The sequence below is a fragment of the Devosia sp. P3_B2 genome (assembly GCF_056402875.1).
Genome location: NZ_JBFUGO010000019.1, coordinates 41869 through 55903 on the forward strand (window position 1 = coordinate 41869; position 14035 = coordinate 55903).

At 65.7% G+C, this 14035-nt stretch carries 15 protein-coding genes; 9 read left to right on the top strand and 6 right to left on the bottom strand.

The features are described 5' to 3' along the window. The first annotated feature begins 167 nt into the window (after positions 1–167). Positions 168–1172 (top strand): ribosome small subunit-dependent GTPase A, encoded by a 1005-nt coding sequence (gene rsgA / locus AC1DV8_RS21945; protein WP_477158924.1) that lies wholly within the window; start codon positions 168–170, stop codon positions 1170–1172. Positions 1173–1205: 33 nt separating this feature from the next. Here the strand turns inward: rsgA and AC1DV8_RS21950 are convergent, their stop codons facing one another. Continuing rightward, positions 1206–1640 carry a winged helix-turn-helix transcriptional regulator gene (locus tag AC1DV8_RS21950; RefSeq protein ID WP_477158925.1) on the bottom strand — a complete coding sequence of 145 codons (435 nt, stop codon included), beginning with the start codon at positions 1638–1640 and terminating at the stop codon, positions 1206–1208. A 256-nt stretch (positions 1641–1896) separates the two neighbouring features. On the opposite strand from AC1DV8_RS21950, the gene AC1DV8_RS21955 reads away from it, so the two are divergent. Then, a complete protein-coding gene (locus AC1DV8_RS21955; RefSeq protein WP_477158926.1) occupies positions 1897–3117 on the top strand; it encodes an MFS transporter in 1221 nt (406 codons plus the stop codon). Positions 3118–3396: 279 nt separating this feature from the next. Here AC1DV8_RS21955 and AC1DV8_RS21960 read toward each other — a convergent pair whose 3' ends face one another. From AC1DV8_RS21960 to lhpI, 4 genes are all read right to left on the bottom strand, one after another. Then, positions 3397–3654 carry a hypothetical protein gene (locus AC1DV8_RS21960; RefSeq protein WP_477158927.1) on the bottom strand — a complete coding sequence of 86 codons (258 nt, stop codon included), beginning with the start codon at positions 3652–3654 and terminating at the stop codon, positions 3397–3399. A gap of 139 nt (positions 3655–3793) precedes the next feature. Continuing rightward, entirely contained in the window at positions 3794–4687 is an 894-nt protein-coding gene (locus tag AC1DV8_RS21965; protein ID WP_477158928.1) for a dihydrodipicolinate synthase family protein, read from the bottom strand. A 113-nt stretch (positions 4688–4800) separates the two neighbouring features. Then, positions 4801–5532, bottom strand: coding sequence for a GntR family transcriptional regulator (locus AC1DV8_RS21970; protein ID WP_477158929.1), 732 nt, complete (start codon positions 5530–5532; stop codon positions 4801–4803). A 5-nt stretch (positions 5533–5537) separates the two neighbouring features. After that, on the bottom strand, positions 5538–6473 hold the full coding sequence (gene lhpI / locus AC1DV8_RS21975; RefSeq protein WP_477158930.1) for a bifunctional Delta(1)-pyrroline-2-carboxylate/Delta(1)-piperideine-2-carboxylate reductase: 936 nt from the start codon (positions 6471–6473) through the stop codon (positions 5538–5540). Positions 6474–6587: 114 nt separating this feature from the next. On the opposite strand from lhpI, the gene AC1DV8_RS21980 reads away from it, so the two are divergent. The 6 genes from AC1DV8_RS21980 to AC1DV8_RS22005 all read left to right on the top strand — a co-directional run bounded on the left by AC1DV8_RS21980 (position 6588) and on the right by AC1DV8_RS22005 (position 11696). Continuing rightward, positions 6588–7406, top strand: coding sequence for a transporter substrate-binding domain-containing protein (locus tag AC1DV8_RS21980; RefSeq protein WP_477152196.1), 819 nt, complete (start codon positions 6588–6590; stop codon positions 7404–7406). Positions 7407–7495: 89 nt separating this feature from the next. Then, the gene (locus AC1DV8_RS21985) at positions 7496–8161 is read left to right on the top strand and encodes an amino acid ABC transporter permease (protein ID WP_477158935.1); all 666 of its coding nucleotides are present in this window, start codon (positions 7496–7498) and stop codon (positions 8159–8161) included. A 9-nt stretch (positions 8162–8170) separates the two neighbouring features. Then, positions 8171–8830, top strand: a complete 660-nt coding sequence (locus AC1DV8_RS21990) for an amino acid ABC transporter permease (protein WP_477152197.1) — start codon at positions 8171–8173, stop codon at positions 8828–8830. Further along, positions 8823–9545: an amino acid ABC transporter ATP-binding protein gene (locus AC1DV8_RS21995; protein ID WP_477152198.1), complete on the top strand. Its 723-nt coding sequence runs from the start codon at positions 8823–8825 to the stop codon at positions 9543–9545. Before AC1DV8_RS21990 ends, AC1DV8_RS21995 begins: the two co-directional genes overlap by 8 nt. A 7-nt stretch (positions 9546–9552) precedes the next feature. Next, on the top strand, positions 9553–10593 hold the full coding sequence (locus AC1DV8_RS22000; protein WP_477158931.1) for a trans-3-hydroxy-L-proline dehydratase: 1041 nt from the start codon (positions 9553–9555) through the stop codon (positions 10591–10593). Next, on the top strand, positions 10593–11696 hold the full coding sequence (locus tag AC1DV8_RS22005) for a cis-3-hydroxy-L-proline dehydratase (RefSeq protein ID WP_477158932.1): 1104 nt from the start codon (positions 10593–10595) through the stop codon (positions 11694–11696). Before AC1DV8_RS22000 ends, AC1DV8_RS22005 begins: the two co-directional genes overlap by 1 nt. A gap of 30 nt (positions 11697–11726) precedes the next feature. Here AC1DV8_RS22005 and AC1DV8_RS22010 read toward each other — a convergent pair whose 3' ends face one another. Next, positions 11727–12773, bottom strand: coding sequence for a LacI family DNA-binding transcriptional regulator (locus tag AC1DV8_RS22010; protein ID WP_477158933.1), 1047 nt, complete (start codon positions 12771–12773; stop codon positions 11727–11729). A gap of 159 nt (positions 12774–12932) precedes the next feature. Here AC1DV8_RS22010 and AC1DV8_RS22015 point away from each other — a divergent pair, with 159 nt between their 5' ends. Beyond that, complete coding sequence (locus AC1DV8_RS22015; RefSeq protein WP_477158934.1) at positions 12933–13967, top strand: Gfo/Idh/MocA family protein; 1035 nt, start codon at positions 12933–12935, stop codon at positions 13965–13967. Positions 13968–14035 lie beyond the last annotated feature (68 nt).

The following is a 14035-nucleotide window of genomic DNA, read 5'->3' on the forward strand; positions in this document are numbered from 1 at the left end:
CAGTCGAGCGATTGACGAAGCGGCGGGCACTCGCGAGCCGGCTGGCGAGATCTGACCGGCGAAACTGTAGGATCCGGGTGGGACTGGGTTGGCGGGCGTGGTAGCTTCGCACCCGCCCCATCTGGCGGCGGGATCGGGCGCCGCTGGGCGCAATCAAAGGGATACGGATGCGGGATAGCGAGGCCAGCCGGTTGTTGCAGAGTCTGGGGTGGTCGGAGTTCTTTGACGAGCAGATCGAGGCTGACGAAACCGCGCTGATGCCGCGGCGCATCGCGTCGGTGCATCGTACCGAACTCGAGGTGATGCTGGAGGGTGGGTCGGGCGCGCTGGGACTGCCGCCGCGCACCAATACCGGGGATTTCGCGGTCGGGGATTGGGTGCTGGTTGACCCGCTGAGCGGGTTGCTGACGCGTCGCCTCGAGCGCAGGACATTGCTGCAGCGGACCGGTCAGGGGCGGAGGGTGCCACAGCTGGCGGCTGCCAATGTCGATAGCTTGTTCATCGTGACCTCGTGCAATGCCGATTTCAACGTTGCGCGGCTCGAGCGCTACCTTGCGTTCGCCAACGAGGCCGGGACGGCGCCGGTGATCGTGCTGACAAAAGCCGACGTCGCGGACGATCCGGCCGAGTATCAGCGGCAGGCGGCCGAGTTGCAGCGCGACCTGCCGGTGGTGACGCTGAACCCGCGGCTTGCCGGTGCAGCGAGCATCCTGTCGGAATGGTGCGGGCCGGGGCAGACCGTGGCGGTGGTCGGCTCGTCCGGCGTGGGCAAGTCGACGCTGGTGAACTCGCTGGTCGGACGAGGTGCGGTGCAGGAGACCGGCGCGGTTCGCGAGCATGACGCCAAGGGGCGACACACCACCACGTCGCGCTCGATGCATCCGATTGCGGGTGGGGGCTGGGTGATCGACACGCCCGGCATACGCTCGCTGCAACTGAGCGACGTGGCCAGCGGCATCGGCACGCTGTTCGCCGAGATCACCGAGCTGGCGCCGCTGTGCAAGTTCCGCAACTGCACGCACAGCCATGAACCGGGCTGCGCGGTACAGGCGGCGATCGCGGCGGGAACGCTGGACGCCGATCGGCTGGCGCGCTGGCGGAAGCTGCAGACTGAAAACAGCGGCAACTCAGGGTCGCAGGCGGGATCGGTGTCGGGACGCGGCAGGCGTTGAGGGCGGCCGTGGCGGTGTTCCAGCCGGCACGGGTCAGGGGCTCGTCTCGCCCTCGGCGAGCGCGGCCTCGGCTGTGCGGAAGGCTTGCTGCAGTTCTGCATGCACGGAGCGGGTGGTGGCGGGGGCGCCGAGGTGGAGGTGGCGCAGCTCGGCCATGAAGTCGGCCCACATCGGCGGTCCGCCCTGTTCGAGGGCGATCGAGCGGGCCGCGAACAGCGGTGATGCGGGCAGGAACTGCGTGCCCCAGGTGCCGAGCGCCGCCATTACCGGCACCAGCGCGATCGATTTCTCGGTGAGGCTGTAGATGGTGCGCTGCTTGTGGCCCGGATCGGCCGCGGCGGTGATCATGCCCTCCTCAGTCAGGCGCTTCAGGCGATCGGCGAGGATGTTGGTGGCGATACCCTCGAGGGAGTTGCCGTGCAGCTCACCATAGGTGCGCAGGTTGCCGAACATCATGTCGCGCAGCACCACAAGGCTCCAGCGGTCCCCGAGCACCTCGACGGATAGGTTGATGGGGCATCCCGATCGCAAATCCACAGCTGCTCTGCTCCGACTTATCCGCTTGCAGTTTACAAGCAGTTTTGATCTGGGTATACCACTTGCACAATACAAGTGGTTGTGAAGCCGACCGCCTGCGGTGGTGTCGATACGAAATTGTCAGCCGTATGTCGAAACGCTCGCCTGCCATTCGTCTAGATGGCAGAGTCGTCCGGAGGAACCGAGAATGAACAGTCGTTATGGTTGGGTCATCGTCGCTGCGGGAGCGGTGATCACCTGTGTGGCGATGGGCGCGATGTTCGCTCTGCCCGTCTATCTGCAACCCATTGCAGAAGAGACCGGCTGGAGCCGTGCCGGTATTTCCGGCGCGATGACCATCGGCTTTATCGTGATGGGCGTAGCGGGGTTTGGCTGGGGGACGCTCAGCGATCGCATCGGCGCGCGGCCGGTGGTGCTGATGGCCGCGGCGCTGCTCGGGCTGGGGCTCGTCATCGCCAGCAACGCCAGGGAGTTGTGGGTGTTCCAGTTCGCCTATGGTGGGTTGGTCGGCGCTTCGGGTGGGGCGTTCTTTGCGCCGATCATTTCGACCACGCTGGGTTGGTTCGACAAGAACCGCAGCCTTGCGGTGTCGCTGGTTTCGGTGGGCGGCGGCGTAGCGCCGATGGTGATCACCCCGTTCGCGGGCTTCCTCACCGAGGGCTATGGCTGGCGCAGCGCCATGCTGTGGATCGCGATGGGCGCGCTGATCGTGATGATTCCGGCGACGTTGCTGATCCGCCGGCCGCCAGCGGTTCTCGATGCTCCGGTTCCCGCCGCTGGTGGGGCAGCGCCGCGCAAGCAGTCGGCGGCCTGGTCGGCGCTCAAGACGCCGCAGTTCATCGTCCTCGCCGGGACCTTCTTTCTCTGCTGCGCCGCCCATTCGGGGCCAATCTTCCACACTGTCAGCTATGCGATGATTTGTGGCGCGTCGCTGGGCGCGGCGACGCTCATCTACTCGGTCGAGGGGATCGCCGGGCTGTTCGGGCGGCTGTTGTTCGGCACGCTGGCGGACCGGATCGGGGTGCGCAAGGTGATCGTGGGCGGCCTTGCGCTGCAGGCGGCCGGCATTTTCGCGTACATCTACCTCAGGGAAGTGTCGCAGTTCTACATGCTGGCATCGGTGCTGGGTCTCGCCTATGGCGGCGTGATGCCGCTCTACTCGGTGCTGGCGCGTGAGTATTTCAGCCCGCGCGTCATGGGCACGGTGCTGGGCGCCGCGACCATGACGTCGAGCATCGGCATGGCCTTCGGCCCGGTGGGCGGCGGCTGGCTCTACGACACGTTCGGCACTTACCAGTGGCTCTACATCGCTTCGGCCGCCGTCGGCCTCGCCGCCGCCGGTATGGCGCTGGCCTTCCCGCCGGCCAAGAAGGCCGACGACCAGCAGGGCGATCTGCAGCCAGCCTGACCCTCAGGGCACGAACGGGCCCTCGTTCCCCCGTTCGTGCAACCCCCTACGTAGTTAACGAGGGGATAACGGCGGTTCCGACAGGGTAGCTGGGCAGCAGGACGGGGGCTCGGCAGCATGCAAGGATTGCGGTTCGTTATTTCTCCAGGTCGAGACACCTGGACGCTCAGCGTCGGGCGGACGGTGCTCGGCTATCACCGCAGTTCGGAGAAAGCGCTGCGGGCCGCGGTCGACATGGCCAAGCGCACGCGCGGCGAGAATTTCGTGATGCTAGAAACCCTAGACGGCAACCTGGAGCAGTGCTGGCCGGCGTGACACGCGCCGCCGGGACTGTCCGGTGAGGGCACGAATCTGCCAGCCGGGGAACAGGATCGCGAGCTTCATGGCGGTGGCAATCGAGGTTCGGATGATCCGCACTTCATGGCGAGGCGAAAGGCTGACGACCCGCAGCGCCGGCAGCGTGGTCAGGGCGTTGGCACTGAACATGGTCAGGCGCCAGGCGTCGCCCCTGGGCATGTGAATGATGTAGTCGCGCATCGCCGTCCTCCATACGACAACGGCGAGGGTAACCTGTCGCGCCTGAATGGCCGCTGACAGCGCAGCAAACGCGAGCGCCCAACGACGAGACGGTGCTCATCGTCGGAGGGCAGGGCCGCTACCGCGGCGGCCTGGCGGCTCAGTAGGCGGGCAGTTCCGGGCGGGTGGCGAGGGCGGTGTTGACGATGCCCTCGATGCGGGTGCGGTCGGCGCCGGAGATGGGCTTGCGGGGCAGGCGGACGCGCTCGTTGGAGCCGATCACCAGGGCCTCGACCAGCTTGATGTTCTGCACCAGGTAGGTCGACACATCGAGGTCGAGCAGCGGGCGGAACCAGCGATAGATCGCCAGCGCCTCGGCCTGGCGGCCCTGCTGCATCAGCTTGTAGATGGCCACGGTTTCCTTGGGGAAAGCCACGACGAGGCCGGCGATCCAGCCGACTGCGCCGACGGCCAGGGCCTCGAAGGCGTAGTTATCGACGCCGGTGAACACCGCCATCTTGCCCTGCAGCTTCACCACCGCGTCGGTGGTGCGGCGCAGGTCGTCGGAGCTCTCCTTGACGGCGACGAAGCGGCGGTCTTCGGCCAGCTCGAGCAGCATGTCGTTGGTGACGTCGACGCGGTAGGCCAGCCGGTTCGAGTAGACCATGATCGGCAGGTCGGAGGCCTCGGCCACGGCACGGAGCGAGGCGAGGGTCTCGTCGCGGTTGGTGTGGTAGACGGTCGAGGGCACCACCATCAGGCCGGACGCGCCGGCCTTGGCGCCGCGCTCGGCCAGAATGCAGGCTTCGCGGGTGCCGGCTTCGGCGACGGTGAGCAGGGCGGGGCGGCCGGCGGCCGATTGCTGCACGGCGCGGAAGACGTCGAGCCGCTCGTCGTGGCTTAGCATCGGGCCTTCGCCGAGCGAACCGCAGGCGATCAGCCCGTCAACGCCGGCATCGATCTGCAGCTTGAAGCAGCGCTCCATCTCCTTGAAGTCGAGCGCGCCCGATTCGGTGAATTTGGTGGTGACTGCCGGGAGTATGCCTTGCCACATGATCGCTGGGTTCCGTTGGGACTGGCGAGGGTGTTAGCAAAGATTATGCAGTTTGTCGACAATCACTGTACAACGCAAACTGCGACGTCTGCGCGCGGCAGATTGGCTCGGGATCAGGGCTCGTAGGTGACGCTCAGATCGGCGGAGTTGCGCTCGCTCATGTAGCGCAGGAAGCGCTGGTGCACTTCCTCGGCGTGCTCGTGCGCCAGCCGCTCAGCGAGCGCCTCGTCGCGCGCAGCGATGGCGGCGATCTGCTCGTCGTGGGCGTCGCGGAGGCTCTCGGGCAGGCTGTCGCCGTAGGAGCGGAAGTAGAGCCGCAGGGTGCGGCGGCCCTCATCAAGAATGCGGCGGTAGGTGTCGGTGAGGATGCGATTGCGGCCGGCCGCGGCCATGGCGAGGTGCAGCTTGGCGTTCTGGGTGATCATGCCGAGTGCGTCGTTGGCGATGACGCGGCGACGGAACTCCTCGTTGGCGGCGCGGATGGTGACGAGGTCTTCCTCGGTGCGGAAGCGGGCGGCGAGGCGGAACACGGCGCGCTGGATCAGGTCGAGCGCGTCGACATAGTTCGGGAACTCGTCGAGGTTCAGCGGCGTCACCACGGTGCCCTTGTTGGGGACGGTCTGCACGAGGCCATCGGCCGCGAGCCGCACCAGCGCTTCGCGCACCGGCGATCGGGAGACGTTGAAGCGCTCGGCGAGGTTGGCTTCGTCGATCAGCTGGCCGGGGCGCAGCTCCAGGGACAGGATCTCGTCGCGCAGGCGCTCGAACACCAGGATGGCGCCGAAGCCGTGCGCCGGTTCGCCGGGGGTAGGGGCCTTGATCCTCTTGGTCCGCTTGGTGGCCATTGCACTCAGTCCTTGTCTCCGGCCGCCGCGACGAGGCGCGCCGCAGCCAAATCCTCTATCGCTGCACCTACCGATTTGAACAGGGTGATTTCATCTGCCCGGGTGCGACCGGGGTGGGCGCCGGTCACCAGCGCCGCGAGGTCGGCGGCGACGTCGGTCCAGGCGAAGCGGGCTTCGGTTATGGCGTGGAGCAGGTCGCCTGCCTCGGCCTGCGCGCCGCCCAGCGTATCGATGAAGACCGTGGAGCGGGCGACCGCCACCGAATCGGTTTCGCGCATCAGCGGCGTGAAGGCGCCGACGAGGTCCAGATGAGTCCCCGGGCGCAGCCTCGCGCCGCGGATCAGTGGTTCACGCGAGAGGGTGGCCACGGAGACGATGTCGGCCACGCCGAGCGCCTCGTCGAGATCGTCGACCACCTGCGCGCCGGTTTCGGCGGCGAGGGCGCTGGCCTGTTCCGGCCGGCGGGCCCAGATCAGCACGCGCTCGATCGGGCGCACGGTGCGGTGCGCCTCGATCAGCAAATGAGCGAGGCGACCGGCGCCGACCATCAGCAGGGTCGCGCTATCGGGGCGCGAAAGCTTCGCCGACGCCAGCGCCGAGCTGGCGGCAGTGCGGCGGGCGGTGAGCGTGCCGCCGTCGATGAGCGCCAGCATCTGCCCGGTGCGGCCATCGAACAGGACGTAGGCGGCACTGACGGCGGGCAATCCGAGCGTGCCGTTGGAGGGGAAGATGTTAGCGAGCTTCACCCCGTAATGCTCGCCTTCGATCCATGCCGGCATGATCAGGCCGGTGCCATCCATGGCGCCCGGAACAGCGATCGTGTGGATGTGGCGGTCGGGCGCGACATGCGGCGAAGCGAAGGCTTTTTCCAATGCTTCCAGCAGCTTGGCCCAGGGGGTTGCTGCCGTAACTGCCGCTGCGTCGAAGCTGCGAAACGTCATGAAATCCCGCCTGTCGAGGGTAGCTTGCCACATTGCATACAGTTTGCCTACTATGTCGCATGGATGCCGGCAATCCTGCCGACCCTCATCCTAGAGGAACTGGGGAGTTAACGAATGAAGTGGACACCGCTGGTTGCGACAGCAGCCTTCCTGACCATGCTCACGGTACCGCCGGCCTTTGCCGACAAGCTCGACGACATCATCGCTTCGGGCGTGCTGCGCTGCGCCATCGTGCTGGATTTCCCGCCGATGGGGTCGCGCGATGCGAGCAACAACCCGATCGGCTTCGACGTCGATACCTGCAACGATCTGGCCAAGGCGCTCGGGGTCACGGCCGAATATGTCGAGACACCGTTCCCGGACCGCATCCCGGCGCTGGTCTCCGGTCGTGCCGACGTCGGCGTCGCCTCGACCTCCGATACGCTCGAGCGTGGCAAGACCATCGGCTTCTCGATTCCGTACTTCGCCTTCACCTTCAACGTGGTGACGCGCAAGGATGCCGGGATCGACTCGTATGACAGCCTCAAGGGCCACAAGGTCGGCTCGACCTCGGGCACCTACGAGGCGATCCGCCTCGAGGACGACGTGAAGAACTGGGCCGATCCGGCGGGCACCTTCCAGGCCTTCCAGTCGCAGGCCGACGTGTTCCTGGCGCTGTCGCAGGGCGCGATCGACGGTACCGCGGTGACCTCGACGGTTGCCTATGCCACTGCCAACGACCCGAACTTCTCCAACCTGATGGTCGGCGGCGCGGCTCCCTATGCGATCGACTACGTGTCGCTGATCTCGCTGCGCGAAGAGTATGGGCTGATCAACTACCTCAACCTGTTCGTGAACCAGCAGATCCGCACCGGCCGCTACAAGGAGCTCTACAACAAGTGGATCGGGCCGGGCGAGCCGCCGAACCTGTTGATCCCGGGCGTCTACTACTAAGCGCGCGATCGTGACCAGGGGGGCGCCCGAGGCGCTCCCCTTTTGGTCGCGAGAGTGATTTGATCAGCACGAACTCGGGGTTGGGAGCGATGTTCAAGTACACCTTCCATTGGCGACCGGCGTTCCAGGTGTTGCCGCAGCTGCTCGAGGGAGCGCTCGTCACGCTGCAACTGGCTGTGCTCTCGATGCTGATCGGCGTGGCGCTCGGGGTGGCGCTGGCGTTGATGCGCAACTCGAAGAGCAGGGTGCTCAATTTCGTCGGCGCTGCCTGGGTGGAGATCGCCCGCAATACGCCGGCGCTGTTCCAGATCTACATGGCGTATTTCGGCCTCGGCCAGCTCGGCATCCATGTCTCCAGTTTCGCGGCGCTGCTCGCCGGCATCACTTTCAACAATGCCGGATACCTCGCCGAGACGTTCCGCGGCGGCTTGCGCGCTGTGCCGCAGACGCAGGAGCGCGCCGCCCGTTCGCTGGGCTTTTCGGCGCCCGCGGCATTCCGGCTGATCGTTTTGCCGCAGATGTTCCGAGTGGTGTTCTATCCGATGACCAACCAGGCGGTATGGGCGATCCTGATGACCTCGCTGGGAGTCGTCGTCGGGCTCAACAGCGACCTCACCGGGGTGACGCAGGAGCTCAATGTCCGCACCTTCCGGACCTTCGAGTATTTCGCCATCGCGGCGATGCTCTACTACCTGATCGCCAAGATCGTGACCCTCGGTGCCCGCCTGATCGGCTGGCGGCTGTTCCGGTACTAGGAGGGCGCGATGGGCTTCAAGACGGCAATCACGCTCCCCGATCTCCTGTTCCTCGCGCAAGGCGCGGGCTGGACGCTGCTGATCACGCTGATCGCGGTGGGTGCCGGCTCGATCCTCGGCGTCATCTTCGGGGTGTTTCGCGCCAGCGTGCCCTGGTGGGCGAGCGTTTGGCTGGGGTTCCTGCTCGATATCTTCCGCTCAGTGCCGCTGCTGATCCAGCTGGTGCTGGTCAACTCGTTCGTGCCGATGTTCGGGCTGAAGTTCACGCCGTTCACGGTGAGCTGCCTGGTGCTGGCGATCTACACCTCGGCCTACTGCTCCGAGATTGCCCGGGCCGGCGTGCTGGCGGTGCCGATCACCACGCGCCGCGCGGCGCGTTCGCTGGGGATGACCTGGTGGCAGGACATGACGCAGATCGTCTACCCGATCGGGCTCAGGATCATGCTGCCGAGCTGGATCGGGCTGGCGCTGGGCGTGATGAAGGACACGGCACTGGTGGGCTGGATCGGGGTGATCGAGCTGCTGAAGAGCTCGCAGATCCTCATCACCCGGATGCAGAACGAGCCGCTGTTCATCCTCTTCATCGCCGGGCTGATCTACTTCCTCATCAGCTTCCCGATATCACGCTGGGGCGCCAGGCTCGAGCAGAGGTTCCGCGAAAATGATTGAGATCGAAAACGTCACCAAGACCTTCGGCAGCCTGACGGTGCTCGACGGCGTCAGCCTCACCGTCAACAAGGGCGAGGTGGTGTCGATCATCGGCGGCTCGGGTTCGGGCAAATCGACGCTGCTGATGTGCATCAACGGGCTGGAGCCGATCCAGGGTGGGCGCATCGTCGTCGATGGGACGGAAGTTCATGCGCGCGGCACCGACCTCAACAAGCTCAGGCAGAAGATCGGCATCGTCTTCCAGCAGTGGAACGCCTTCCCGCATCTGACGGTGCTGGAGAACGTCACGCTGGCGCTGCGCAAGGTGCTCGGCAAATCGCGCGACGAGGCCGATGGGATCGCCAAGAAGCAGCTCGAGCACGTGGGGCTCGGCGAGAAGTTCAACGTCTATCCGAGCAAGCTGTCGGGCGGCCAGCAGCAGCGCATGGCGATCGCCCGGGCGCTGGCAATGGAGCCGCAATACATGCTGTTCGACGAGGTGACCTCGGCCCTCGATCCGCAGCTGGTGGGTGAGGTGCTCGACACGATGCGACTGCTCGCGCGGGAGGGGATGACGATGATCCTCGTCACGCACGAGATGAATTTCGCCCGTGAAGTGTCGGATCGCGTGGCGTTCTTCAAGTCGGGCAAGATCCATGAGATCGGCAGTCCGCAGCAGATCTTCGATGCGCCGCAGACGCCTGAGACCAAGGCGTTCCTCAACTCCGTCCTCTAGGCTTTCCATGCGTTCCAGCAAGCTCGTGCATATCGTTTCCGCCCACGCCGAGGGCGAGGTCGGCGATGTCATCGTCGGCGGGGTGGCGCCGCCGCCCGGGGCTACGGTGTGGGAGCAGCGCAACTTCATCGCCAGCGACGAAACGCTGCGCAACTTCGTGCTGAACGAGCCGCGGGGTGGAGTATTTCGCCACGTGAGCCTGCTGGTGCCGCCGAAGAACCCGGCGGCGCAGATGGGCTGGATCGTGATGGAGCCGCAGGATACGCCGCCGATGTCGGGGTCGAACTCGATGTGCGTTTCGACCGTGCTGCTCGATACCGGCATCCTGCCGATGACGGAGCCGGTCACCAAGCTGGTGCTGGAAGCGCCGGGCGGGCTGATCGAGGTCATGGCGGAGTGCCGCGATGGCAAGGCCGAGCGCATCCACGTCACCAACCACCCGTCCTTTGTCGACAAGCTCGATGCGATGATCGAGGTGGAGGGGATAGGCTCGCTGCGCGTCGACACCGCCTATGGCAGCGACAGCTTCGTGTTCGTATCGGCGGCGCGGCTCGGCTTCTCGCTGACCCCGGACGAGGCGCGCGATCTTGCCACCACCGGGATGAAGATCACCAGGGCGGCCAATGAGCAGCTGGGGTTTGTTCATCCCGAGAATGCGGGCTGGGACCATATCTCGTTCTGCCAGATCACCGCGCCGGTGGAGCGTGGCCCCAATGGGATATTGAGCGGCAAGAATGCGGTGGCCATTCGGCCGGGCAAGATCGATCGCTCGCCCTGCGGCACCGGTTGCTCGGCCCGCATGGCGGTGCTGCATGCGCGCGGCGAGATGCAGGTCGGCGAGCGCTTCATCGGGCGCTCGATTATCGATTCCGAGTTCCATTGCCGGATCGAGCGGGAGGTCCAGGTCGGGGGCAGGCCCGGCATCGTTCCGGTGATTTCCGGCCGGGCCTGGATCACCGGGACGCGGCAGGAAATGCTCGATCCCGCGGATCCGTGGCCGGCGGGCTATCGCCTCTCCGACACCTGGCCGCTCGAAGGACGCTTCTGATGAAGATCACCGCGATCAAGTACTGGCAGGTCGACCTGCCGCTACGCGAGGGCCGCTACAAGTGGAGCGGCGGCAACTTCATCGACGTGTTCGACTCGACCGTGGTGGCGGTGGAAACCGATGCGGGGGTCACCGGCTATGCCGAATGCTGCCCGCTCGGCTCGGCCTACCTGCCGGCTTATGCCAAAGGGGTGCGGGCCGGGCTCGAGGAGATCGGGCCCAAGGTGATCGGCATGGACCCCACTGCGCTCGGGCCGCTCAACCGGCACATGGACGCGGTTCTGCGCGGGCATCCTTATGTGAAGGCGCCGATAGACATTGCCTGCTGGGACATTCTGGGCAAGGTCGCCGGACTGCCGGTGAAGACGCTGCTGGGCGGGGCGGAGCAGGAGAGCATCAAGCTCTACCGTGCCATCAGCCAGGAAGATGCTGGTGTCATGGCCGAGAAGATCGCGGGCTACCGGGCCGAGGGCTATACGAAGTTTCAGCTGAAGGTCGGGGGTGACGCCAATGACGACATCGCGCGGATCAAGGCCTGCCGTGCTATCCTGAAGCCGACCGATATCCTCGTCTGCGACGCCAATACCGGCTGGACCATGGCCGATGCGGCGCGCGTGGTGAACGCGGTGCGCGATCTCGACGTCTATATCGAGCAGCCCTGCATGAGCTACGACGAGAGCGTTTCGATCCGCCGCCGCACGGCCCTGCCGTTCGTTCTCGACGAGAATATCGACGGGGTGGGGATGCTGCAGAAGGGCCTCGCCGAGGACGCCTTCGACGTCATCAACCTCAAGATCTCCAAGGTCGGCGGGCTGACCAAGGCCAGGCAAATGCGGGACCTCTGCGTTGCCAACCGCATCCCGATGACCATCGAGGACACCTGGGGCGGCGACATCGTCACCGCAACCATCGCGCACCTGGCGCAATCGACGCCGGAAAGCCTCTGCTTCTCCGCCACCGACTTCAACTCGTACGGCACGGTGGACATCGCCGATGGCGCACCCAAGCGCGTCAACGGCACGATGAAAGCCTCGGATGCGCCGGGGCTGGGCGTGACGCCGAAGTTCGAGGTGCTGGGCGCTGCGACCTCGATCGGCGGCTAGTCGCGGGTTCGGTTCTCCGGCCCGGCCGTCTCAGGTTTCTGCGGCGCCTTTGATGCCATGGGCATCGCTTTCGCCGGCGACCAGTTCCATGGGCCAGAGGCGCTGGACCAGCCCCTGGGGGTAGATTTCCTCGTAGGCGGGCATCGAGGCGAGCAGGGATTCTCCCAGGGCCACACCGAGGTCGCGCAGCGACAGGCGGAAGCTGGTGAGCGTGGGCGAAAGAAAGCGCGATAGCGGCGACTCGCGGAAACCGATCACGGCGATGTCTCGGCCCGGACGCAGACCCCCCTCGTTCAGGCGTCGATAGAGACCGATGGCCATCTGCTCGTAGATCAGCACGACGGCTGTTGGCCGGTCCGGCATGGCCAGCAGTTCGTGCGCGATCTGGTAGCCGCCCTGCTCGGACGACGCTGCCCTGATGACGATGCCGGGTTCGAAGTCTATGCCGTGGCGGGCGAGGGCGGCCTTGTAGCCGTCGAGGTAAACGAAGCCTAGATTGATGTCGTTGCTGGGCACGCCCACGGCTATGCGGCGATGGCCTGCTGCCACCAACCGATCCACGGCCCGGTTGACCACGTCCTCGAAATCCAGGTCGAGCCAGGGATAGTCGCCGTTGGTGCCGGAGCGGCCAAGTGCAACAAAGGGTATGCGGGCCTTGTTGAGAAACTCGATGCGCGCGTCCCTGCGGTGCGTCGCGGAAATGATCAGTGCGTCGACCAGGCGCCGGGCCACGATACGCTGCACATACTGCGCTGGATCCTCCTCGGTCGGGCAGGGGAGCACGACGAGATCGAGGTGGTGGCGGCTCAACACGCTTTGTACGCCGTCGACCACGCCGAGAAAGAAGTTGTCGCCGTTATCGCCGGCGTTTCCGGATTCGATCATGAAGCCGATGGCGTTCGTCGTGCCTTGGCGAAGGCTGCGGCCGGACTGGTTGGGGACATAGCCGAACTCGGCGGCAGCCTCGAGCACGCGCTTGCGTGTCTCCTCATTGACATCCGGCCGACCGTTCAGGGCGCGCGAGACAGTGCCGATGGAGATGTCTAGCCGCTCGGCTAGCTGCCTGATCCCCTTCATGTTTCCCCCATTTTTCCCCAGCCGAGACGGCGACTGGAAACGTTTACGAAAATCTATTGACACGGAAGTGATGCCGAATATAGCGTCGTAAACGTTTACGGAACACCGTTGGCGAGAACGCGACAACGCGCCGCCGACATCCCGTTGGGAGGAATCAACTTGTCATTTCGTGCCGTTTTGGCCGGGTGCGGAGCTATGTCCAGGGGTTGGCTCAAGGCGATTGCCGAGACGCCGGCCCTCAAGGACCGCATCACCATCGTCGGGCTCAACGACCTCAACACCGACGCGGCCGCCAGGCTGGCGACGGAGTTCGGGCTCAACCGCGCGGCGATCGAGAGCGATCTCGAGGCGCTGCTCAACGGCACCAAGCCCGACCTGATCTTCGATGTGGTCATTCCCGGAGCGCGACACGACGTGGTCGCTACCGGTCTGCGCCACGGCTGCCACGTGCTTTCCGAAAAGCCCATGGCGACCTCGATGGCCGAGGCACGCGAGCTGGTGGCGCTCGCCGCCGAAGCGAAACGGGTTCACGCCGTGGTGCAGAACCGGCGCTTCAACGAAGGCGTGCGCCGTATCCGCGCCACCATTGAAAGCGGGGCACTCGGCACGCTCAACGCCATCCATTGCGATTTCTTCGTCGGGGCGCATTTCGGTGGCTTCCGCGAAGAGATGGAGCATGTGCTGCTGGTCGACATGGCGATCCATACGCTGGATGCCGCCCGCTACATTTCCGGCAAGCAGCCGCTCGCCGTTTATTGCCACGAGGCCAACCCGAAAAGCTCGTGGTACGCGCATGGCTCGGTGGCCAACGCCATCTTTGAGTTCTCCGACGACGTGCTCTTCACGTATCGCGGCTCGTGGAGCGCCGAGGGCGCCAATACCAGCTGGGACTCGTCGTGGCGGATCGTCGGCTCGAAGGGGACGCTGCTGTGGGACGGCGCGGACAAGTTCGAGGCCAACATCGTTGCCGGCAGCGAGGGCTTCTTCCGCCCGCTCGAGACGCTGCAGGTCGCAGCGCCTGCCGACCCCGACGAGACCCGCGGCCACGCGAGCGTCCTGCTCGATTTCATCGACGCCATCGAAGCGGGCAGGGCGCCCGAGACGGTGAGTTCGGACAACATCAACAGCCTCGCCATGGTGTTCGCCGCCATCGAGAGCGCCAAGACGCGCCAGCGCGTCGCCATTGCAGCCTGAGGATACTGAATTGACCGACCCCGCAAAGGCCATCCGCATCGGCACCATGATCTCCGCTTCGGCGGGCC